Raw genomic sequence first — 20530 nt, 5'->3', positions numbered from 1 at the left:
CGTGCTTGGCATGTGCCGCTGTTTCGCCGGCGTAGCCGGCGGGGCTTTGTGGTTGTGATTGCGCTGTCGTTCCCCCATCCTCTGAGGGAGGACCTCACAGCTTCTCCATCCCCTTCCCCCGCAGCCCCACCAACAACGCCTGCCCGTCCGCATTCACACGGAACTCCCCATAGCCAGCCTGCGCAAACCGTTCCGCCTGCCCCTCCTGAAAGAAATAAGCATCCGTCGACACCTGCGCCTGCATGCCGCCCCAGCGCGAGCGCGCGATCTGGTAGCGCAGCAGCAGCTCGCCCGCCGCCAGCGGCTCGCCGGCGTGTATGCGCACGAAGCTGGCCACGCCCTGCTCGTCGCGCCGAATCACGGCTACGCCGTCGCGCGGAGGCCGATCGGCACGGCCCTGCGCGGCAAGAATCCGGTTGCCGATGTCAAAGTTCAGCGCCATATAGTCACCCTGCATCAGCGAGCGCGGATCGACCGGCGCAAGCTTGAGGAGGACGATGTCACCACGCGCCAGCAGCCTCTCCTTGCCCGCGATGCCCACCGCGGCCAGGGCCAGCGTCAGTGCCCACGCAATCAGGATCCAGCGTTTCATGCGGCCTCCTTTGCCGGCGCGGCACGTCCCAGCCACTGACGAAATACCATCAGCATGACGCCGGCAACGACCAGCGTGACGGACTTTGCCAGCAGCGTCCAATTCAACGAGCTGTAGTACCAGATGAAGCCGATCGCGATGGCCGCAATGCCCAGGCCCAGCCAAGGCAACGAGGCCCGCCGCAACGCCAGTCCCATTGCGAGCGCGCCAGCGCCGACAGCGGGAGCCGCCGCCATCAGGGCACCGAACGCCACCGTGCCGGCAAGCAGGATCGCAACGGCTGTGGCGGACAGCGCCAGGCGCCGGGACTCCACCAGCGCGAAGCCGACCAGCACCACACCGACGAGCCCGCCGGCCAGCCAGCGCGCGCCGGAAAAGCGCGGTGCCGTCTCCGGGATCCCGAGCCATGCCAGCGGATGGCTCGCGCCCGTCACCACCAGCGCCGCGCCCAGCGCGAACAGCAGCGTGGCATCCATCGCGGGCTCGAACCATCCATGTACGCCGGTGACACACAGGCGCTCCTCGGCTGCCGTGAACCACGCCGCGAGCGCGCACGCAAACGGCGCCAGCCAGCCGAACGACCACGGAATGGTGAGCCATGCGTTGCGCTCCGAACCCGCCAGCACGATATGGACGGCGACGGCCAGTCCGATCCACACGCCCAGCGCGGCCAGGAACCGGTGCAGCCGGTTCTGCACCAGCGCGTAGAGCGCAGCCTCGAACACGGCCAGGCACACCCAGAACGCGGCCGTCTCGATCAGTCGCCCCCCGCCGAGCAACTCCGCCACGCCATAGATCACCATGCCCTGGCCGCTAAGACTCACGGCCAGCGCGAACTGCCCGAGCGCGATGCCCGAGCCGCGCCGGTACAGGACCGCCGCGAGGATGATCATGGCAAAGCCGGTCACCGCAATCGCGCCGGCGTCCTCGCGTACGGCGACGAAGACCGCGCCAAGGAAGAACATCTGGAAGAACAGCGCGCCAAGCCACCCGGCCGCTCCCATCAAGGCACGCACCGCCCATGGCGTCCGCACTCTGGCAACGGGGTCGCCCTGCACCTCGCCACGCGCGGCCAGCTCGCGCCACAGCGCCTGTTCGGTCTGGATGGCCTCGGTCATGACAGCTCCACGGTTTGCGCGCGGTAAGCCCGCATCAGCCACGCGGCCGCGCCGGCGGCCATGCCTACGGTGATCAGGCCCAGCAGCAGGAAGGCCCCGAAATCGGCCCTGCCCTCGATCAGCAGCCGGCCGACCGCGGCAACGACCAGGACGATGCCGGTCAGGCTCGCCAGGCTCAGCACCACGATGTCGAAGGCGCGCTGCCGGAACCACCAGCCCAGCGCCAGCAGCGCAATCGCCGCCAGCCCGAAGACCGACAGGTCGGGGTGCTTGTCGAACAATGCGCAAAGGCCCGCGAAACCCGCATGAAAGCAGGCCAGCGCGGCCAGGATGCGCGCCCCGGTCTGCCCCCGGAAGCCCAGCCAGGAAGCTTGTGCGCCGAGCCATGCCCACAGCGCCAGCTGCAGCAGCACTGCGCCCAGCAACAGCAAGGTGGTGGTACGCGCGTAACGGGCATCGAACAGCATTTCGAACATGCCGCCGACGCCCAGGCGCACGCTGAAATAACGCAGCAGCGCAACGTTGCCGATCACGATCACCAGCCACCAGTGCGGCGCCGCGCGCGCGGCAAGCGCCCACGGCACGGCCAGCAGCGTCCACAGCGCGAACAGCTGCCAGGCGTCGGCCCCGGTCTGGTAGGTCTGTCCGATCACGGCCAGCAGCACACCGGCCAGCACCTGCGCACCGCCAAGTGCCGCGCGGCCACCCATGTCGGCGGGCGGCCGGAACAGCGCAAACCCGGCGAGCAGGCTGATGGCCGCGGCCAGCACCGCGAATTTCGCGAACTTGTGCAGGTCCTGCCAGTTGAAGGCGAAGAAGACGATCACGCCGGCGCACAGCAGCACCGTGCCCAGCGCCAGCAGCCCATGGTCCAGCCAGCGGCGCCAGTCGGCCGCCACCGGCTCCGTACTCGCCCACGGCCGCGCCACGCTGCCGGGCGCCAGCCGCCCTTGCGCGCGCCAGTCGGCCAGGGCCTGGCGGATGGCGCGGCGCTCGCCGGTTGCCGGCGTCGATGTCGTTGTCATGCGCTTGTCCCGGAGTCGCAATGAAACCACTCTAGCAAAGCGCCGCTGGCGCCGCACAGCGGATTGGTCAGGGCGAACTATGCCAGGGCAGCGCGTACCGGTATGCTTTGGCCTTTCATTCCGAACATGCCCCATGACCCTCGGCATCCTCGCCGCGCTGCATGATGAAGTCGACAGCCTGGTCGCGGCCATGCGCCATGAAGACGCCCGCGCAACCATCCACCACATCGGCATGCGCGACTACCATGTGGGCCACCTGCACGGGCAGCCCTGCGTGCTGGTGCTCGCGCGCGTCGGCAAGGTCGCGGCGGCCGCCACCACGGCTACCCTGATCCGGGAATTCGGCGTGGACGAGATCGTCTTCACCGGCCTGGCCGGCGGCGTGGGCGACGGCGTGCGGGTCGGCGACATCGTCATCGCCAGCGAGACCATGCAGCACGACCTGGACGCGCGCCCGCTGTTCCCGCGCCATGAAGTGCCGCTGCTGGACCGCTCGCGCTTTCCCGCCGACCCGAACCTGACCGAAGCGCTGCGCGCCGCAGCGGACCGCTTCCTGCGCGAAGATCTGCCCACCGATGTCCCGCCCGCCGTGCGCGAGCGCTTCGGCATCGGCACGCCATCGCTGCAGCTTGGATTGATTGCCAGCGGCGACCAGTTCATCAACGCGGCCACCGCAGTCGCCGGGCTGCGCGAATGCCTGCCCGACCTGCTGGCCGTGGAGATGGAAGGCGCCGCCGTGGCCCAGGTCTGCCATGAATACGGGGTGAGGTACGCGGTCATGCGGACGATCTCGGATCGCGCCGACGACAGCGCCCACGTGGACTTTCCGGCATTCCTGAAGGATGTAGCGAGCCACTATTCGGACGGCATCCTGCGCCGCTTCCTGGCGGCGCGCGCCTGATCCGCATCCCGGTCGGCGCGGATTGCTGCCCGGATCGTCAGTTCTGACCTTATCCGTGGCGGGGCCGCAACGCGCCCCACATCCCGACCAGAACGGCGGCGCCGACGATCGCCGCCAGCCAGCCGCTCATCTGCCCGTCAGTGAAAAGATGCAGCGCACGCCCGCCGTAGAAAGCCGCCGCAGCTCCCGCCATTCCCAGCACCAGCGCGGTCGGCAGGGAAACGACCGTGCCGGCGGGATGCATCTGGCGCGCGGCCAGGCCAACCAGCAATCCGACGATCAATGTGCCCAGCATCCTGACTCCCATGTGTCTCCGGAACCACAGACTGGAGATTCCGGCGTAACAATACAGCACCGGCGGCTCGCAGCCGCGCCTGCCTGCAAGTTCCGATCCCGACGTTATAATGGCAATCGGGCCGCACTTGCTGCGGACCCGGTACCAGTCCCTACAAATGCAACTGCTCGCGATCGGCATCAACCATACGACGGCACCAGTCTCGCTGCGCGAGCGGGTGGCGTTTCCGCTTGAGCAGATCAAACCGGCGCTCGGCGCGCTGCGTACGCACCTGTCGGGGCGCAATGGTACCGAAGCCGCCATCCTTTCCACCTGCAACCGCACCGAGATCTACTGCGCCACCGACGTGCTCACGCCGGGTGCGGAGGGTTTCGAGCATACGCTGAGGTGGCTGTCGCAGCACCATAACGTGCCGGCGTCCGACCTGGCGCCGCATTTGTATTCCCTGCCGCAGTCCGAGGCCGTGCGCCACGCGTTCCGCGTCGCCAGCGGACTCGATTCGATGGTGCTGGGCGAAACCCAGATCCTGGGCCAGCTCAAGGACGCAGTGCGCACCGCCGGTGAAGCCGGCTCGCTGGGCACTTACCTGAACCAGCTGTTCCAGCGCACCTTCGCGGTGGCCAAGGAAGTCCGCGGCCAGACCGAGATCGGCGCGCATTCGGTGTCGATGGCCGCCGCCGCCGTGCGGCTGGCCCAACGGATCTTTGAAAGCATCTCGACGCAGCGCGTGCTGTTCATCGGCGCGGGCGAGATGATCGAGCTGTGCGCCACGCACTTCGCGGCGCAGCAGCCGCGCCAGGTGGTGGTGGCCAACCGCACCGTCGAGCGCGGCGAAAAGCTCGCCGAGCAGCTCGCCGAACAGGGCCTGACCACGCAGGCGATCCGCCTGCAGGATCTCGGCGAGCGCCTGCACGAGTTCGACATCGTCGTGTCCTGCACCGCCAGCTCGCTGCCGATCATCGGCCTGGGCGCGGTGGAACGCGCGGTCAAGCGCCGCAAGCACCGCCCGATCATGATGGTCGACCTGGCCGTGCCGCGCGATGTGGAACCCGAGGTCGCGCGCCTGGACGACGTTTTCCTCTACACCGTGGACGACCTCGGCGCCGTGGTGCGCGAAGGCAACGCGCTGCGCCAGGCCGCCGTGGCCCAGGCCGAGGCGATCATCGAAAGCCGCGTGCAGAACTTCATGCACTGGCTGGAAACGCGCAGCGTGGTCCCGGTCATCCGCGAACTGCAGACCACCGGCGAGTCGATCCGCCAGGCCGAACTGGACCGCGCCCGGCGCATGCTCGCGCGCGGCGACGACCCGGAAGCCGTGCTCGAAGCGCTGTCGGGCGCGCTCACGCGCAAGTTCCTGCATGGCCCGACCCATGCGCTGAACCACACGCAGGGCGAGGACCGCGAGGCGCTGGTGCGCCTGGTGCCCGGCCTGTTCCGCCACAGCAGCCACTCCGAGCGCTAGCCGCGCCGACCGCTGCGCCCGCGCGCCATGCGCGCCGGCAACCCGCCGCCCGCGCCGACCGCGGCCCGGTTCCCGCCTTCCCTACCCGGATTCCCATGAAAGCCAGCATGCTTGCCAAGCTCGACCAACTGGCCGAGCGACTCGATGAAGTCAACGCCCTGCTTGCCCGCGAAGACGCGACTGCCAACATCGACCAGTACCGCAAGCTCAGCCGCGAGCACGCCGAACTGTCGCCCGTGGCCGAGCAATATGGCCTGTACCGCCAGGCCCAGGACGACCTGGCGACCGCGCAGGCGCTGCTGGACGATCCGGAGATGAAGGACTTCGCGGCCGACGAGATCGCCAGCGCGCGCGAGCGCCTGGAGACGCTGGAAGCCAGCCTGCAGAAGCTGCTGCTGCCCAAGGACCCGAACGACGACCGCAACCTGCTGCTGGAAATCCGCGCCGGCACCGGCGGCGAGGAAAGCGCGCTGTTCGCGGGCGACCTGCTGCGCATGTACACGCGCTTTGCCGAACGCCAGCGCTGGCAGGTGGAAATCATGAGCGAGTCCGAATCGGACCTGGGCGGCTACAAGGAAGTGATCGTGCGCATTGCCGGCGATGCCGCGTTCTCGCGCCTGAAGTTCGAATCCGGCGGCCACCGCGTGCAGCGCGTGCCGGCCACCGAGGCGCAGGGCCGCATCCATACCTCGGCCTGCACGGTCGCGGTCATGCCGGAGGCCGATGAAGTGGGCGAAGTGGAAATCAACCCGTCCGACCTGCGCATCGACACCTTCCGCGCATCGGGCGCCGGTGGGCAGCACGTCAACAAGACCGACTCGGCCGTGCGCCTCACGCATATCCCGACCGGCATCGTCGTGGAGTGCCAGGACGACCGCAGCCAGCACCGTAACAAGGACAAGGCCATGAAGGTGCTGGCCGCGCGCATCAAGGACCAGCAGATGCGCGCCGCGCAGGCCAGGGAAGCCAGCACCCGCCGCAACCTGATCGGCTCGGGCGACCGCAGCGACCGCATCCGCACCTACAACTTCCCGCAGGGGCGCGTGACCGACCACCGCATCAACCTGACGCTCTACAAGATCGACATGATCATGGACGGCGATCTGGACGAACTGGTCTCCGCGCTCGCGGCCGAACACCAGGCGGACCAGCTGGCAGCGCTCGGCGAGGATGCCTGACGACCGCCATTGAAATTCCCTGACCGATACTCGACGCGATCCCCGCTCTACGGCGGCTAAAGCTTTGTATCTGTTGTAAATGCTTGAAACAGCACTGGCAGGCAAAAGTCCGCTGTCTATAATCGTTTTCGACCGGCTACCGAAGAAGCTGCCGGCTATTGTCTCTCCTGAAGCACGGACATAAGGACGAAATCATGAAGAAACTGCTCGCGCTGTTGATGATCACCGCGGCCATGGCCGCTTGCAGCAAGAAGGAAGAAGCGCCGGCCACGCCGAGCGCCGATACCGCCATGCAAAAGGCGGCGGAATCGGCGAAGGCCGCGGCCAGCGATGCCGCTGCCGCCGCCGGCAACGCCGCTGATGCCGCCAAGGCCGCGGCCAGCAACGCCGCCGCCGATGTCTCGGCCGCCGCCGAAAAGGCCAAGACCGATGCCGGCAACGCCATGGCAAATGCCAAGCAGGCGGCCAAGGAAGCTGTCAACGAAGGCGCCGACAAGGCCAAGGACGCCGTCAATAAGTAATGACCGCTACAAGCGATTCCCACCGGCTGCCAGGGTTCAGCGCTACACTGCTCCCTTAGCTGGTAGACCCGCCGAAAGCCCCGCCAGGCCAACGCCCGGCGGGGTTTTTTGTTTCCGGCCGGCGCGTCGCCGCCGGCGTTTCCGATCCCGCATTGCCGATGTCCCCTGCCATGTCCGGCGCCTTGCCGGCTTCCCCCACCGTGCGTGAAGCGCATACGCTCGCCGCCATGGCCGGCCTGCCCACGCTGGAAGCGCGGATGCTGCTGACGCACGTCACCGGGCTGACCCGCACGCAGCTGATTACCCGTGACGGCGACACCCTGAGCCTGCCCCAGCGCGATGCCTTCGCCACACTGCTGGCGCGGCGACTGGCCGGCGAGCCGATGGCCTACCTGATCGGCGAGCGCGAATTCTTCGGCCGCAAGTTCCGCGTGACGCCCGATGTGCTGATTCCGCGTCCTGACACAGAGATCGCCGCGGAATCGTCGCTGGCGCGGCTGGCCGGCGTGCCACATCCGCGCGTGCTGGACCTGGGCACGGGCTCGGGCATCCTGGCCGTGACCATCGCGCGCGAACGCACCGATGCCGAGGTGTGGGCGACCGACATTTCGCCGGGCGCGCTGATGGTGGCGCAGGACAACGCCAGCGCCCTGGGCGCCGACCGCATCCATTTCCTGGTATCGGACTGGTATGCCGCGGTGCCGGCCGACCTGCGCTTCCACCTGATCGTCAGCAATCCGCCCTATATTGCCGAAGGCGACCCGCACCTCGCCGAAGGCGACCTGCGCTTCGAGCCCATCGATGCCCTGACCGACCACAAGGACGGCCTGTCCGACCTGGCCGCGATCGTGGCCGGCGCGCCCGCGCGGCTGCTGCCGGGCGGCTGGCTGCTGATGGAACACGGCTACGACCAGGCGGCTGCCACGCAGGCGCTGCTCGAGCGCGCCGGCTTCACCGAAGTCTTCACCGCGCGCGACCTGGCCGGGCAGGAGCGCTGCACCGGCGGACGCCGCCCCGCTTCCGCGTGATGCAGGCCGCCTGAAGCCTGGCGGCGAATCCGGTAAAATTTGCAGTCAGATCACCGTCGCACGGCAATGCCGTGCGGCCTTCGACACCCGGTGGCCCTGAAGCGCAGGCGCCACCTCAACCGACAAAGCAACCATGAGTGACGTGCAACAAAAGATCGACCAGATCGTCAAGGGCAACCCGGTGGTCCTGTTCATGAAGGGCACCGCGCAGTTCCCGATGTGCGGCTTTTCCGGCCGCGCCATCCAGATCCTGAAGGCCTGCGGCGTGGATGCTCCGGCCACGGTCAACGTGCTGGAAGACGAAGGTATCCGCCAGGGCATCAAGGAATACGCCAACTGGCCGACCATTCCGCAGCTCTACGTGAACGGCGAGTTCATCGGCGGCTCGGACATCATGATGGAGATGTACCAGAACGGCGAACTCCAGACCCTGCTCAAGGGCTGAGCACTGCCATGCCCGTGACCGGCGGTACCGTGCCGCAACGGCTGATCGTCGCCATCACGGGCGCCACCGGCGCCATCTATGGCGTGCGCCTGCTGCAGGTGCTGCGGGATGTGCCGACGGTGGAAACCCACCTGCTGATCTCCCCGGCGGGCGTGATGAATCTCCAGCACGAGCTGGAGGTCGGCCGCGCCGACGTGGAGGCCATGGCCGACGTCGTGCACAACGTGCGCGATATCGGCGCGACCATCGCCAGCGGCTCGTTCCGCGCGCATGCGATGGTGGTGGCCCCGTGCTCGATGCGCACGCTGGCCGCCATTGCCCACGGCCTGTCCGACAACCTGATCACGCGCGCCGCCGACGTCACGCTCAAGGAACGCCGCCGGCTCGTGCTGATGGTGCGCGAGACACCGCTGAACCTGGCGCACCTGCGCAATATGACCGCGGTAACGGAAATGGGCGGCATTGTCTTCCCGCCCGTGCCCGGGTTCTACCAGAAGCCGCAAAGCATTGCCGAACTGGTCGACCACACCGTGGGCCGCGTACTCGACCTGGTCGACCTGCCCGATATCGGCCAGACCCTGGCGCCGAGCTGGCCGGGCCTGAACGGCATCTACGGCAAGGCCGCGGACAGCGGCAACTAAGCCGCCCTCCGCGGCGCCGGCTTACCAGTAATGGCGCCGGCCGTAGTAGCCATAGCCGCCGTAGTAGTACGGCCGCGGCGATACCACCACCGCCGGCGGCCCGACATAGACCGGCGCCGGCGCCACCGCGACAGCGGGGCCGGGGCCAGCCGGATACGGATACACCGCGCAACCACCCAGCAAGGCTGTGGCGGCGGCCGCTGCGGCCAGACCAATCGTTACCGTTCTCATCGTTTTATTCCTTGGGGGTCGCTTCGGGGCAAGTGCCTTGCCCTGAAAACGTTATACGGGGCCCCAACGTAATACAGCGTCAAGGCGCTGTAACCTTTGTTACGATTCGCAACGGTTTGGTGAACGTAAAGCCGCTCGGGTATCGCCGCTCGGGTATCGCCGCTCGGGTATCGCCACTCAGATCTCGAAGCGGATGCCCTGCGCCAGCGGCAATGTATCGCCGTAGTTGATGGTATTGGTCGCCCGCCGCATATAGCCCTTCCACGCATCCGACCCCGACTCGCGGCCGCCGCCGGTCGCCTTCTCGCCGCCGAACGCGCCGCCGATCTCCGCCCCGCTGGTGCCGATATTCACATTGGCGATGCCGCAGTCGCTGCCTGCCGATGACAGGAAGCGTTCCGCTTCGCGCAGCGACTCCGTGAAGATGCACGACGACAATCCGTGTGCCGAGGCATTGTTCAGCGCGATGGCCTCGTCGAGCGAGGTGTAGGGCATCAGGTACAGGATCGGTGCGAAGGTCTCCGTCAGCATGGTGTCGTGCTGTTCGTCGGTCATCACCAGAGCCGGGCGCACATAGCTTGCGTGCGGGAAGCGGTCGGCCAGCAGCCGTTCGCCGCCCGTGACGATATTGCCCTGCGCGCGGCAACTGGCCAGCGCGTTGGCCATGGCGTCGGCCGCGGCGGTATCGATCAGCGGCCCGAGCAGCGTGCCGTCTTCGAGCGGATCGCCGACGGGCAGGCGGTCGAACACCGTCACCAGCCGGCTGGCCATGGTGTCCATGAGGTCGGCGTGAACGAAGCAGCGGCGCAGCGTGGTGCAGCGCTGGCCCGCCGTGCCGGCCGCCGCGAACGTGATGGCGCGCACGGCCAGTTCGATATCGGCCGACGGCGCCACGATGGCGGCATTGTTGCCGCCGAGTTCCAGGATGCTGCGCTTGAAATGCTGGGCGCACGCCACGCCCACCTCGCGGCCCATGCGCGTGGAGCCGGTCGCGCTGACGAGCCGCACCATCGGATGCCCGACCAGGTGCGTACCCACCATGCGCCCGCCTGGCAGCACGGCCGATATGCCCACGTACTGCGGCGCCGTGGCCGCCAGCACGCGTTCGAGCAGGCCATGCGCGGCCAGCGCGCACAGCGTGGTCTTTTCCGACGGCTTCCACAGCACCGCATTGCCGCACACCAGCGCGAGCGCCGCATTCCACGCCCACACCGCCACCGGGAAATTGAACGCCGAAATCACGCCGCACAGGCCATACGGATGCCAGGTCTCGCGCATCGCATGCTGCGGGCGTTCCGAGGCGATGGTCAGCCCGTGCAGCTGCCGCGACAGCCCGACGGCGAAGTCGCAGATGTCGATCATCTCCTGCACCTCGCCCAGCCCTTCCTGCAGGATCTTGCCCGACTCCAGCGACACCAGCCGGCCCAGCGCCATCTTGTGTTCGCGCAGCACCTCGCCGAAGCGCCGCACGATTTCGCCGCGCACCGGCGCCGGCACCAGCGCCCAGCCGCACTGCGCCTCATGCGCGCGCGCGATCAGCGCGTCGGCGCCGGCCGGCGTGCAGGCCGGAACGTGGCCGAAGGCCTCGCCATCGACCGGCGAACGCACGATGACCGTGCCTGCGGGGGTACCGTCGCTCCATGGCCGGGGCAGCCCCATCGACTGCCAGCACGCCGCGATCTCTTGCGCTTTCATACAGTGGTCTCCTGCAGCGGGCGCTGCGTATAGTGGCGGCCGAAGCGGTTGGCCAGGAACGCAGCGAGCGGCACGGCTTCCTGCCGCACGAAGCCCGCCTGCGGCAGCCCGCCGCTTGCCACCAGGTCCAGCGCCGTACAGATGCTGGCAGCCGTCGTGAGCTGGATCGCATTGACGTGCCCGGCCGGGCCATCCACGCCGCCAATGCGCGCCGAGAACGAGGCTTGCGTCAGCGGCCCGCGTCCGCGCTCGCCGCCGGCCGGGTAGCCGGTCGCGGTGGCAAAGATGATGACCACGTCCTGCTCCGTCACGGGAATCGCGCGGTCGAAGATCTCGCGCAGCCAGCCGCGCCGCTCGCGTAGGCGCAGGTCGTTGAGCAGCAGCTTCATCAGCGCGCAGTGGCCCGGGTAGCGGATGGACTTGTAGTCGACATTGCGTGCCCGGCCCGCCAGCGTTTCCGGCAGCGTGCCAAGCCCGCCTGATGTATTAAAGGCTTCATACTCGATGCCGTCCAGCGCGAAGGTCTCAAGCCCCTCCAGCGCCGGCAGCTCGACGCGGCGGCCGTCGACTATCGCTTCGCACGGATTGCAGTACTCGTTGATGAGCCCTTCGGTGCTCCAGGTCAGGTTGTACTTGAGGGCATTGCTCGGGTAGCGCGGCAGCGCGCCCACGCGCATCTGCAGGTCCAGCAGCTCGCCGCCGCCGCGCACGAAGCGCTGCGCGAGGTCGTTGCCGACCACGCCGATGAAGCCCGGCGCCAGGCCGCACTGCGGCATCAGCACCGAGCGCGCACTCTGCGCAAGCTGGCGGATGGCCTGCGTCGCGGCCACGTCCTCGGTCAGGTCGAAGTAATGCACGCCCAGGCGCGCGGCCACCGTGGCCACGCTCACGGCGGCGTGGAACGGCAGCGCGTTGAGCACCGCGTCGGCACCCGCCAGCAGGGCGGCGCAGGTGCCCGGCTCGGTCGGGTCGCCGGCGCGTACCGTGATGGCGCGCGGCAGGCCGTCGAGATGGCGCGCATCGTTGTCGACCAGGCTCACGCGGTAGTCGCCGCTGTCGTGGAGCATGGCGGCAATGGTGCGGCCGATCTTGCCGGCGCCCAGGACCACCACTTGCAGGGGGCCCTTGGCCCGCGTCAGGTCCCGCGGCGAGCCGCGGCCGAGGGTGGATGGCTGCATGGTGTCCTCCTTGGTCCAAGCCTGTCTTTGTGTATGCCTGACTGAAGTATGGGCAGCACGCGCAACAGAATGAAGGCGCAAGTTCGACGAATACCCGCCATAATCAAACGAAACGACGATGGATTCCGACGATATGGCAGATCCCGACAAGCTCGACCAGACCGACCGGCACCTGCTGTCGCTGCTGCAGGCCAACGCGCGCGAAAGTGCCGCCAACCTGGCCCGCCACCTGGGCATCGCGCGCACCACCGTCGTGGCGCGCATTGCGCGGCTGGAACGTCTTGGCGCGATCGCCGGCTACGGCGTGCGGCTCGGCCGCGAGATGGGCGACAACGCGATCCAGGCCTTCTGCGGGTTGTCGGTGCAGCCCAAGGCGGGCCCTGCCATCGTGCGGGCGCTGCAGCGTCTGCCCGAAATCGAGGAGCTGAGTTCGGTCAGTGGCCCGGTGGACTACATGGCGGTGATCCGCTGCGCTAACCATGCGCGGCTCGACCAGCTGCTCGACGAGATCGGCATGCTCGACGGCGTCAACCACACCACCACGTCGATCGTGCTGGCGAGAAAAATCGACCGCCGACGCGCAACGGATTAGCACGGTATCCTCCGGACCATCATCACCGCAACGGGAGAAAAAGACGATGAGCAATCCGATCCGTGTCGCCGTCGGCGGCGTAACCGGCTGGGCCGGCGGCGAACTGGCGCGCGGCGTGGCGCACGCGCCCGACATGACGCTGGTGGCGGGCCTGTCGCGCGGCGCCGCCGGGCAGCCGCTGGCGCAGCTGACGGGGCATGCCGATACGCCAGGCGTGGCGGCGGCCAGCATCGAGGCGCTGGGGAACACGCCCTATGACGTCTATGTGGAATACACCAAGCCGGCCATTGCCAAGCACAACATCCTGCAGGCACTGGCGCATGGCGCACACGTGGTGGTCGGCACTTCTGGGCTGAGCGACGAGGACTATGCCGAGATCGACGCGGCCGCGCGCAAGGCGGACCGCGGCGTGCTGGCGTGCGGCAACTTCGCCATCACCGTGGTGCTGCTGCAGAAGTTCGCGGAAATGGCGGCGCGCCATCTCGACCACTGGGAGATTATCGACTACGCCAAGGCCGGCAAGGTCGACGTGCCGTCCGGAACGGTGCGCGAGCTGGCGTTCCGCCTCGGCGAGGTCAAGGCCGCGCAGCAGGCGGTGCCGGTGGACCAGGTCAACGGCCCGCGCGAGACGCGCGGCGCGACCATGTCCGGCACGCAGGTGCATGCCGTACGGCTGCCCGGCTACCAGCTCGGCGTGGAAGTCATCTTTGGCGCCGACGGCCAGCGCCTGCACCTCAAGCATGAGGCCGGGGACGGCTCCAAGCCCTATGTCTCGGGCGCACTGCTGGCGATCCGCAAGGTCCACACCGTGCGCGGCGTGGTGCGCGGGCTGGACAAGGTGATGGACGGCATCTGAGCCGGCATCAGGCCGCCATCAGGCCGGGGGCAAGCCGGGCGTTACCAGCTGCCCGGCTTGACGGGCTTGGGCGCCGGCTTCTTCTCCTTGCTCGGCGCGGCAGCGGGCGCCGATGCGGGCGCGAGTTGCTGCGCGACCTGCGCGTCCTTGTCCGCCATCAGCGCGCGGGCCCGGGGCAGCAGCATTTCGATGGTGCCGGTGTTCGGGTCTTCCGGCATGGCGTACAGCTCGACCGTCAGCGGCTTCTGCATCCAGCCCGCGTGGATGGTCTTGACCGTGTTGCCTGCCTTGTCGCGCATATCCTCCTGCTCCTGGCGGAACGGCTTGCCATAGAGCGCGTTCACACTGTCGAGCGCAGCCTGCTGCGAATTGGCGCCGGCGGTCGGCACGATCACGCCGACAAGTGCATTGCCATCGACGAACGCCACGACATGCACGCCGTCCATGAAGGCCGGACGCTTGTCGCGCGGAATGCCGACCTGGCGCACGATGCCGTCGCCCTTCACCTCGACGCAGAAGGCGGTCACGTCGCGGCCATCGGGCGTGCGCTTGTCGGCACAGTCAGGCAGGGCGGGCAGCGGGTTGCCGATTTCCAGCAGTTTCAGCATCGGGGACAGCGTGCTGTCTCCGGCAGGCGCAGCCTTTTGAGCAACCTTCGGTGCTGCAGCGGCAGAGGCGGAGGCGGCGGCGGGAGCCGCCGGTGCAGCAAAGGCGCTCGTGGCGGCGCCGATCAGGCCGGCAACAGCCAGCGCGGCAATGGGAAATTTCAAAATCCAGACTCCTCAAAAAAAGCCCCTGTTGGAGCCTGCGGCGGGCGAGATGTTCCGGGCAACTGCATCACGCATTGCCGGCATGGCGCATTGCACACCTCACCTGCCCCAAAGTGCGCTTGTCCGGGCATTCGCAGCAACGCGTTGGCAAGCGCTGCGCGGCACAGCGCGGCGGGCGCAGCCGGGGCCGGTCTTGCTGCCGGCGCGCCGCAATCTTAGGGGAAAGCCGCACGCGACACCATGTCCGACGCAAATGGCCCCGGGGGTCAGCCTGCGGGTGTCTTGCGTACCAGCGCCTGCGCCTCGCGCCGGAAGGCATGGCCCACGTGGTGATAGAACGGGTGCGGCGAAAACTGCCGCGAAATGAACGATGCCAGCAGCGAAGCCGCCAGCAGGAAAAGCGTCAGGTCCTGCGTGCGCGTCATTTCCATGACGATCACGCTGGCCGTAATCGGTGCCTGCGTGGCGCCGGCCAGGAACGCGGCCATGGCCACCAGCGCCAGCAAGCGCGGCTCGAGCATGCCGGGGATGAAATGCGCCACGTTCTCGCCGATGCCGGCGCCGATGGCCAGCGCCGGCGTGAAGATGCCGCCGGGAATGCCCGCGAAATACGACCCCACCGTGGCCGCGAACTTGGCCAGGCCAAACCAAAGCGTGGCGTGCGACTCGCCATTGATCAGGGCCGAAGCCTGCTCATAGCCCGTGCCGAACGTCGCTCCGCCCGTCGCCCAGCCCAGTGCGGCCACGACCAGCCCGCAGCCGAAGGCCACCTGCACCGGATGCGCGGGCGGCCAGTGGCGCCAGCGCGCCGGCAGCAATCCCGGCACGCCGCCGGTCAGCGCCTTGGCAAACAGCCCGCCGAGCACACCGCACACCACCGCGCACAGGATCACCGGTCCCCAGGCGTCATGCAGCACCAGCATGGGCACCTTGACGACGAAGTACGGGTTGTTGCCGAGCAATGCCAGCGACAGGAAGCCTGCCGTCAGCACGCCCGACAGCACCAGCCGGTCCCAGCGCACGCCGGTGCCGCGGCCGAGCTCCTCGATGGCGAACACCACGCCGGCCAGCGGCGTATTGAACGCCGCCGCCAGCCCGCCCGCGGCGCCAGCCGCGATCAGCGCGTTCGGGTGGAAGCCGATGCGAAAGCGCAGCCTTTCATGGCACCAGTGGCCCCACGCCAGCATGGCCGCGGCGCCAACCTGCACCGACGGCCCCTCGCGGCCGACCGAAGCGCCCGCGAGCAGGCCGGCGGTGGTCAGCACCACCTTCCACATCGACTGGCGGAATGAAACCAGCAAGGTCTGCGCGGGCCCCGACGGCGGCAACGTGACGGCGGCGATCACCTGCGGAATGCCGCTGCCGCGCGCTTGCGGCGCCAGCCTGATGGTCAGCCAGCGCAGCGCCGCCAGCCCGAACGGCAGCATCACAAACGCGATCCACGGCGAGGCCTGTGTCAGCTGGTGGTTCCAGCGCAGCGCCAGTTCGGCGATCCAGGCGAACACCATGGAGAACAGCGCGACGCAGCCGGCGCCACACATGAAGACGGCATAGCGCAGCGTGGTGCGCGAGATGCGCCCGGCCTGGCGCGACTTGCGCCACGCGGCAAGCCGCGCGCGGCGGCCGATCGTGTCAGCCAGGCGAGCATTGGCTGGGTCGGCGGGGCGATCAGGACGCTTGTGCGATGTGCCGGCGCTGACGGATTCGTCGCCGTCGGCTGCAGTGGAAGGGTCTGGTGGTTCGGACGGGGCGCGGTCTGTCATGACAAGCGGAACATGGCGGCATCTCGCGCGCCCGGCCACTGCGGGCGCCTATGCCTGGGTGTCCCCGCACTATACGCCCGTCAGCGCGGGCGGCACCGCGCGTTCCTTCGTCAGTCCAGCGTGATGTTGTTGGCGCGGATCACCTTGCCCCAGTGTTCGCGGTCCGCTTCGACATAGCGGTCGATCTCCGCCTGCGTACGCGGCGGCTGCACCACCAGGCCGAGGTCGCTGAAGGTGGCGCGGAACTTCGCGTCCTTCAGCACGTTGTCGGCCGCGGCGCGCAGCTTTGCCACCGCCTCGGGCGGAGTCTGCGCCGGCACGGCCAGGCCGAACCACGTGGCGGCCTGGAAGTTGGGGTAGCCGCCTTCGGCGACGGTCGGCACATTGGGCAGGACGTCCAGCCGCTGGCGGCCCGTGACGGCCAGCGCCTTGAGCTTGCCGGCCTTAATGTGCGGCAGCGAGGTGCTGACCACGTCCACCATCAGCTGCGTGTCATTGGCGAGCAGCGCCGACAACGCCGGCGCGCTGCCGTTGTAGGGCACGTGCGTGACCTCGATGCCCAGCTCGGTCTTCAGCATCTCGGTGGCAAGCTGCAGCGCGTTGCCGAGGCCAACCGACGAATAGTTGAGCTTGCCGCCACTGGCCTTGGCATAGGTGGCGAACTCGCGGATGTTGCTGGCCGGCACCTTCGAATTGGTCACCACCACCAGCGGCACTTCGGTGCCGATGCTGAATATCTTGAAGTCGCGCGGCGGATCGTAGCTGATCTTCTTGTACAGCAAGGGATTGAGCACCATGCTGCCGTTGGTGGCCAGCACCATGGTGTAGCCGTCGGCCGGCGCGCGCGCCACGCTGCTGGTGCCAACCATGGTGGCCGCCCCCGGGCGGTTTTCCACCACCACGGTCTGGCCAAGCTGGCGCGACATGCCGTCGGCAATCGCGCGGCCGAACTGGTCGGTCGAGCCGCCCGGGGTATACGGCACCACGAGCTTGATCGGATGATCCGGATAAGCGGCCAGCGCGGGCGCGGTGCCGCCTGCCAGTACGCAGACGGCGGCGGCCGTTGCGGCGATCCAGGCCCGGCGGCCAGATTTCCTGCCTTGCATAGTGTCTCCTGTCTGGCGGCGCCTTCGTGGGCGCCTTTTTTCTGCTCTGGATGGATGCGGCCCTGCCGCGCCACGCTCAGACGCGCCGCTGGCGCCCTTCCCAATAGCGGTCGCGCAGCCGGCGCTTGGCCAGCTTGCCGGTTTCGTCGCGCGGCAACTGCGGCTCGATCACGATGCTGCGCGGCACCTTGAAGCCCGAGAGGCGCGCGCGCAGCCAGTCGATCACCTCCGCCTCATGGATCGTCACGTCCGGCATCGGCTGCACCATGGCCAGCAGCCGCTCGCCGTATTCGTCGTCGGGAACGCCGAACACCACGCAATCGGCCACGCCCGGGTAATGCACCAGCTCGTGCTCGATCTCGGCCGGATAGATGTTCACGCCGCCCGAGATCACCATGTCCGAGGCGCGGTCGCAGATGAACAGGTAGCCGTCGGCATCGACGTAGCCCATGTCGCCGAGCGTCACCAGGCCATCGCAGTCGATGGCGCGGCGCGCGGCTTCATTGTTGCGGTAAGTGAAGTCCGGGTAGGCGGGCTGGCGCACATACACCATGCCGACCTCGCCCGGCGCGCACGGCTTGCCGCCCTCGTCGAGGATGCGCAGCTGCGCATCATCTACCGGCTTGCCGGCCGTGCCCGGGCGGGCGGCGGCGTCAGCGGGCGTGGCCACCGTGATCATGCCGGCCTCGCTCGACGCATAGGTTTCGTGGATCACCGGCCCCAGCCATTCGAGCATCGCGCGCTTGACCTCCGGCGCGCACGGCGAGCCGGTCGAGGCGACGAAGCGGATCGACGACAGGTCGTAGCGCGCGCGCACCTCGGGCGCCAGCTTGAGCAGCCGCACGTACATGATCGGCACGAGATAAAGCACGTCGATGCGGTGCTTTTCCACCAGCGCCAGCACCTGCTCGGCATCGAAGCGCGGCGTGAGCACGAGGCGCTCGGCCATCTGCAGCGCGTTCTGGATGAACGACCCGGGCGCGCTGTGGTACAGCGGCGCCGACATCAACGCGCGGCAGCCGGGGACGATGCCATACACCTGCCGCACCAGCGAGCGCGCACGCGCGAGCTGGTCTTCCAGCTGGTCCAGCGGCACCGGCTCGCGCAGCACGCCCTTGGGACGGCCGGTGGTACCGGAGGTGTAGGCCATATGGCCGCGCGGGGACACGCGCGGGCCGTCGTACGGGGCCTGCTGTGCAAGCCAGGCTTCATAGTCAGTGCCATCCGGCGCCTGCGCGCCGTCGGCCACCACCAGCACGGTCATGCCGGCCGGTACGGCGTCGCGCACCGCGGCCAGCAGGCCGGCGTGCACGATCAGCGCGCGGGCACCGCTGTCGGCCAGCAGGAAGCGCACTTCCTCGGTGGTGAAGTGCCAGTTGATCGGGCAGTAATAGGTACCGCCGATGCGGCAGGCGTGGACGACATCGGCATAGACCGGATCGTTGCGCAGCAGCACCGCCACCACATCGCCCTCCCGCAGGCCGGCGGCGCGCAGGCCGCCGGCAAGGCGGGCGCCGCGGTCGAGCAGTTCGGCGCCGTCGCGGTGCATGTCTTCGAACCAGAGGTCTGTGGCCATCGGTAGTCTCCTGTGCTTGTCCTGTTTTGCAGCGTTCCAATGTAGCCGCGAAGCATGGCATCGACAATTCGCCGCCACGGAATCACAATGTTGCGTCAGACGCGACAATCCTGCTGGCAATCCCCGATGGACCTGAATCTGATCGAAGCCTTTGTGGACATCGTCGATGCCGGCAACCTCGCCGAAGCCGGCCGGCGGCGCGGCGTCACGCGTTCGCAGGTAAGCCGCCAGTTGCGCGAACTGGAACAGCAGGCCGGCGCCCAGCTCCTGCGCCGGACCACGCGCCGGCTGGAGTTGACCGAGCCGGGCCAGGCGCTTTACCAGCACGGGCTGCGTATCCTGCAGGAGGTGGCGTCGGCGCAGGCCGAGATCGACAGCCTCGGCAAGACGCTGCGCGGCCACGTGCGCGTGAGCATGCCCACAGGCCTAGGCGACGCGTTCGTCGCGCCGCTGCTGCTGCAGTTCGCGCAGCGCTATCCGGGCATCACGCTGCGGGTGTTTTTTGCGAACCGCGTGGTCGACCTGATCGCATCGGAAATTGACGTGGCGCTGCGCGTGACCTCATCGCCGCCGCTGGACCACGTGGCGCGCGAGATCTGTCCGATCGACTGGCAGCTCTGCGCCTCGCCTACGTACCTGGAACGCGTGGCGCCGCCGCGCGTACCGGCCGACCTCGCGCGCTGCCACTTCCTTTGCCCGCCCTACGGTTCGCGCTTCGTGCTGGCGCTCAATCGCGACGGTCAGCGCGAGGAAGTCGAACTCGCGCCTCATCTGCAGTCCGAACACTTCCGCTTTCTGCTGCAGGCCGTGCGCGAAGGCCATGGTATCGGCCTGCTGCCGCGCTATATGAGCTGGGAGGAAGTGCGCCAGGGCCGTCTCGTGCACGTGCTGACCGACTGGAAGGCCGAAGGGCTCGGCAGCAGCCTTTATGTCATCACTACGCCGAGCCGGCACCCGACTATGGCGGCGCGGGCGCTGATTGCGTTTTTGAAGGAAGAGATTGGGAGGCTGCCGGTGTTCAATGAGTGAGGTGAGGGGTTGTGCTTGGCAGGCGCCGTTGGTTCGCCGGCGGGGGCTTTGTGGTTATGACTGGCTCGTCATACTTGGCAAGCGCCGCTGTTTCGCCGGCGTAGCCGGCGACCTACTTCTTGTCCGAGCGACAAGCAGTAGGCAAGAAGCGCGTCGCCTGGCGGCTGGCGGCTGGCGGCTGGCGGCTGGCGGCTGGCGGCTGGCCATCAACGATGCGCTTCTTGTGTTCAAAAGGCTTTGGTCTCGCGATGCTTGGTTGCCCGTTCGCCCCTGCTACGCATAGTGAGTCAGAACCAGTGCCTCCGATAACCGGCTCTTGTACGATCTCCATGTAGGGCTCGGGTACAGCGTTCCAAGAGCGTCAGTGGTGGGACGCCTACGGCTGCGCTGCGCGCGCGTCCTAGTCGGTCTGCGACGGGCATCATCATCGCCAGTGCCGACGGTTCGGTTTCTCTGCTTCGCTGTGGCGCGGTTTGCCTGCGGCCTGGGTGCTCAGACTAGGGCTCTGCGCGTAGCGCAGCCGAAGGC

At 68.3% G+C, this 20530-nt stretch carries 21 protein-coding genes; 10 read left to right on the top strand and 11 right to left on the bottom strand.

Going from position 1 to position 20530, the window contains the following annotated elements; all coding sequences use genetic code 11:
* Positions 1–94 precede the first annotated feature (94 nt).
* From AC3FNH_RS28905 to AC3FNH_RS28895, 3 genes are read right to left on the bottom strand one after another with little or no spacing between them, the layout of a single operon-like run.
* Entirely contained in the window at positions 95–592 is a 498-nt protein-coding gene (locus AC3FNH_RS28905) for a GDYXXLXY domain-containing protein (protein WP_488722516.1), read from the bottom strand.
* On the bottom strand, positions 589–1710 hold the full coding sequence (locus tag AC3FNH_RS28900; RefSeq protein WP_488722515.1) for a DUF4401 domain-containing protein: 1122 nt from the start codon (positions 1708–1710) through the stop codon (positions 589–591). Before AC3FNH_RS28900 ends, AC3FNH_RS28905 begins: the two co-directional genes overlap by 4 nt.
* Positions 1707–2735 (bottom strand): DUF2157 domain-containing protein, encoded by a 1029-nt coding sequence (locus AC3FNH_RS28895; RefSeq protein WP_276098689.1) that lies wholly within the window; start codon positions 2733–2735, stop codon positions 1707–1709. Before AC3FNH_RS28895 ends, AC3FNH_RS28900 begins: the two co-directional genes overlap by 4 nt.
* Positions 2736–2868: 133 nt before the next feature.
* Here AC3FNH_RS28895 and AC3FNH_RS28890 point away from each other — a divergent pair, with 133 nt between their 5' ends.
* Complete coding sequence (locus AC3FNH_RS28890; protein ID WP_488722514.1) at positions 2869–3636, top strand: 5'-methylthioadenosine/adenosylhomocysteine nucleosidase; 768 nt, start codon at positions 2869–2871, stop codon at positions 3634–3636.
* 49 nt (positions 3637–3685) lie between these two features.
* On the opposite strand, the gene AC3FNH_RS28885 is transcribed toward AC3FNH_RS28890, so the two are convergent.
* Positions 3686–3931 (bottom strand): hypothetical protein, encoded by a 246-nt coding sequence (locus AC3FNH_RS28885; protein WP_488722513.1) that lies wholly within the window; start codon positions 3929–3931, stop codon positions 3686–3688.
* 157 nt (positions 3932–4088) lie between these two features.
* Here AC3FNH_RS28885 and hemA point away from each other — a divergent pair, with 157 nt between their 5' ends.
* From hemA to AC3FNH_RS28855, 6 genes are all read left to right on the top strand, one after another.
* Complete coding sequence (hemA, locus tag AC3FNH_RS28880; RefSeq protein WP_488722512.1) at positions 4089–5393, top strand: glutamyl-tRNA reductase; 1305 nt, start codon at positions 4089–4091, stop codon at positions 5391–5393.
* A 95-nt stretch (positions 5394–5488) separates the two neighbouring features.
* A complete protein-coding gene (gene prfA / locus AC3FNH_RS28875; RefSeq protein ID WP_276098692.1) occupies positions 5489–6571 on the top strand; it encodes a peptide chain release factor 1 in 1083 nt (360 codons plus the stop codon).
* A 194-nt stretch (positions 6572–6765) separates the two neighbouring features.
* Positions 6766–7092 (top strand): hypothetical protein, encoded by a 327-nt coding sequence (locus tag AC3FNH_RS28870; RefSeq protein ID WP_276098693.1) that lies wholly within the window; start codon positions 6766–6768, stop codon positions 7090–7092.
* 158 nt (positions 7093–7250) lie between these two features.
* A complete protein-coding gene (gene prmC / locus AC3FNH_RS28865; protein WP_276098694.1) occupies positions 7251–8120 on the top strand; it encodes a peptide chain release factor N(5)-glutamine methyltransferase in 870 nt (289 codons plus the stop codon).
* Between the two features lie 133 nt (positions 8121–8253).
* Positions 8254–8565 (top strand): Grx4 family monothiol glutaredoxin, encoded by a 312-nt coding sequence (gene grxD, locus AC3FNH_RS28860; RefSeq protein WP_276098695.1) that lies wholly within the window; start codon positions 8254–8256, stop codon positions 8563–8565.
* Between the two features lie 8 nt (positions 8566–8573).
* Positions 8574–9206 carry a UbiX family flavin prenyltransferase gene (locus tag AC3FNH_RS28855; protein WP_276098696.1) on the top strand — a complete coding sequence of 211 codons (633 nt, stop codon included), beginning with the start codon at positions 8574–8576 and terminating at the stop codon, positions 9204–9206.
* Between the two features lie 21 nt (positions 9207–9227).
* Here AC3FNH_RS28855 and AC3FNH_RS28850 read toward each other — a convergent pair whose 3' ends face one another.
* From AC3FNH_RS28850 to AC3FNH_RS28840, 3 genes are all read right to left on the bottom strand, one after another.
* Positions 9228–9437 (bottom strand): hypothetical protein, encoded by a 210-nt coding sequence (locus AC3FNH_RS28850; RefSeq protein ID WP_276098697.1) that lies wholly within the window; start codon positions 9435–9437, stop codon positions 9228–9230.
* Positions 9438–9614: 177 nt separating this feature from the next.
* Entirely contained in the window at positions 9615–11132 is a 1518-nt protein-coding gene (gene amaB / locus AC3FNH_RS28845) for an L-piperidine-6-carboxylate dehydrogenase (protein ID WP_276098698.1), read from the bottom strand.
* Entirely contained in the window at positions 11129–12310 is a 1182-nt protein-coding gene (locus tag AC3FNH_RS28840) for a saccharopine dehydrogenase family protein (RefSeq protein WP_276098699.1), read from the bottom strand. Before AC3FNH_RS28840 ends, amaB begins: the two co-directional genes overlap by 4 nt.
* A 118-nt stretch (positions 12311–12428) precedes the next feature.
* On the opposite strand from AC3FNH_RS28840, the gene AC3FNH_RS28835 reads away from it, so the two are divergent.
* Both AC3FNH_RS28835 and dapB read left to right on the top strand, forming a co-directional pair.
* Entirely contained in the window at positions 12429–12902 is a 474-nt protein-coding gene (locus AC3FNH_RS28835; RefSeq protein ID WP_488722511.1) for an Lrp/AsnC family transcriptional regulator, read from the top strand.
* Between the two features lie 46 nt (positions 12903–12948).
* Positions 12949–13758 (top strand): 4-hydroxy-tetrahydrodipicolinate reductase, encoded by an 810-nt coding sequence (gene dapB, locus AC3FNH_RS28830; protein WP_276098700.1) that lies wholly within the window; start codon positions 12949–12951, stop codon positions 13756–13758.
* 41 nt (positions 13759–13799) lie between these two features.
* On the opposite strand, the gene AC3FNH_RS28825 is transcribed toward dapB, so the two are convergent.
* The 4 genes from AC3FNH_RS28825 to AC3FNH_RS28810 all read right to left on the bottom strand — a co-directional run bounded on the left by AC3FNH_RS28825 (position 13800) and on the right by AC3FNH_RS28810 (position 18973).
* Complete coding sequence (locus AC3FNH_RS28825; RefSeq protein WP_488722510.1) at positions 13800–14528, bottom strand: hypothetical protein; 729 nt, start codon at positions 14526–14528, stop codon at positions 13800–13802.
* A 266-nt stretch (positions 14529–14794) separates the two neighbouring features.
* Positions 14795–16291 (bottom strand): chloride channel protein, encoded by a 1497-nt coding sequence (locus tag AC3FNH_RS28820; RefSeq protein ID WP_488722509.1) that lies wholly within the window; start codon positions 16289–16291, stop codon positions 14795–14797.
* 110 nt (positions 16292–16401) lie between these two features.
* A complete protein-coding gene (locus tag AC3FNH_RS28815; RefSeq protein ID WP_488722508.1) occupies positions 16402–17397 on the bottom strand; it encodes a Bug family tripartite tricarboxylate transporter substrate binding protein in 996 nt (331 codons plus the stop codon).
* Between the two features lie 76 nt (positions 17398–17473).
* Positions 17474–18973: an acyl-CoA synthetase gene (locus tag AC3FNH_RS28810; RefSeq protein ID WP_488722507.1), complete on the bottom strand. Its 1500-nt coding sequence runs from the start codon at positions 18971–18973 to the stop codon at positions 17474–17476.
* A gap of 126 nt (positions 18974–19099) precedes the next feature.
* Here AC3FNH_RS28810 and AC3FNH_RS28805 point away from each other — a divergent pair, with 126 nt between their 5' ends.
* Entirely contained in the window at positions 19100–20002 is a 903-nt protein-coding gene (locus AC3FNH_RS28805) for a LysR family transcriptional regulator (RefSeq protein WP_276098705.1), read from the top strand.
* Positions 20003–20530 lie beyond the last annotated feature (528 nt).

The sequence above is a fragment of the Cupriavidus sp. 22TCCZM01-5 genome (assembly GCF_057798915.1).
Note: the sequence above shows the minus strand (reverse complement) of the source record. Positions and strands in the feature narration are given on the sequence as shown.

What these genes read in the sequence shown, in the direction of transcription:
- AC3FNH_RS28905 (WP_488722516.1), bottom strand. Translation starts at nt 592, where the DNA reads ATGAAACGCTGGATCCTGATTGCGTGGGCACTGACGCTGGCCCTGGCC.
- AC3FNH_RS28900 (WP_488722515.1), bottom strand. Translation starts at nt 1,710, where the DNA reads ATGACCGAGGCCATCCAGACCGAACAGGCGCTGTGGCGCGAGCTGGCC.
- AC3FNH_RS28895 (WP_276098689.1), bottom strand. Translation starts at nt 2,735, where the DNA reads ATGACAACGACATCGACGCCGGCAACCGGCGAGCGCCGCGCCATCCGC.
- AC3FNH_RS28890 (WP_488722514.1), top strand. Translation starts at nt 2,869, where the DNA reads ATGACCCTCGGCATCCTCGCCGCGCTGCATGATGAAGTCGACAGCCTG.
- AC3FNH_RS28885 (WP_488722513.1), bottom strand. Translation starts at nt 3,931, where the DNA reads ATGCTGGGCACATTGATCGTCGGATTGCTGGTTGGCCTGGCCGCGCGC.
- hemA (WP_488722512.1), top strand. Translation starts at nt 4,089, where the DNA reads ATGCAACTGCTCGCGATCGGCATCAACCATACGACGGCACCAGTCTCG.
- prfA (WP_276098692.1), top strand. Translation starts at nt 5,489, where the DNA reads ATGAAAGCCAGCATGCTTGCCAAGCTCGACCAACTGGCCGAGCGACTC.
- AC3FNH_RS28870 (WP_276098693.1), top strand. Translation starts at nt 6,766, where the DNA reads ATGAAGAAACTGCTCGCGCTGTTGATGATCACCGCGGCCATGGCCGCT.
- prmC (WP_276098694.1), top strand. Translation starts at nt 7,251, where the DNA reads ATGTCCCCTGCCATGTCCGGCGCCTTGCCGGCTTCCCCCACCGTGCGT.
- grxD (WP_276098695.1), top strand. Translation starts at nt 8,254, where the DNA reads ATGAGTGACGTGCAACAAAAGATCGACCAGATCGTCAAGGGCAACCCG.
- AC3FNH_RS28855 (WP_276098696.1), top strand. Translation starts at nt 8,574, where the DNA reads ATGCCCGTGACCGGCGGTACCGTGCCGCAACGGCTGATCGTCGCCATC.
- AC3FNH_RS28850 (WP_276098697.1), bottom strand. Translation starts at nt 9,437, where the DNA reads ATGAGAACGGTAACGATTGGTCTGGCCGCAGCGGCCGCCGCCACAGCC.
- amaB (WP_276098698.1), bottom strand. Translation starts at nt 11,132, where the DNA reads ATGAAAGCGCAAGAGATCGCGGCGTGCTGGCAGTCGATGGGGCTGCCC.
- AC3FNH_RS28840 (WP_276098699.1), bottom strand. Translation starts at nt 12,310, where the DNA reads ATGCAGCCATCCACCCTCGGCCGCGGCTCGCCGCGGGACCTGACGCGG.
- AC3FNH_RS28835 (WP_488722511.1), top strand. Translation starts at nt 12,429, where the DNA reads ATGGATTCCGACGATATGGCAGATCCCGACAAGCTCGACCAGACCGAC.
- dapB (WP_276098700.1), top strand. Translation starts at nt 12,949, where the DNA reads ATGAGCAATCCGATCCGTGTCGCCGTCGGCGGCGTAACCGGCTGGGCC.
- AC3FNH_RS28820 (WP_488722509.1), bottom strand. Translation starts at nt 16,291, where the DNA reads ATGACAGACCGCGCCCCGTCCGAACCACCAGACCCTTCCACTGCAGCC.
- AC3FNH_RS28815 (WP_488722508.1), bottom strand. Translation starts at nt 17,397, where the DNA reads ATGCAAGGCAGGAAATCTGGCCGCCGGGCCTGGATCGCCGCAACGGCC.
- AC3FNH_RS28810 (WP_488722507.1), bottom strand. Translation starts at nt 18,973, where the DNA reads ATGGCCACAGACCTCTGGTTCGAAGACATGCACCGCGACGGCGCCGAA.
- AC3FNH_RS28805 (WP_276098705.1), top strand. Translation starts at nt 19,100, where the DNA reads ATGGACCTGAATCTGATCGAAGCCTTTGTGGACATCGTCGATGCCGGC.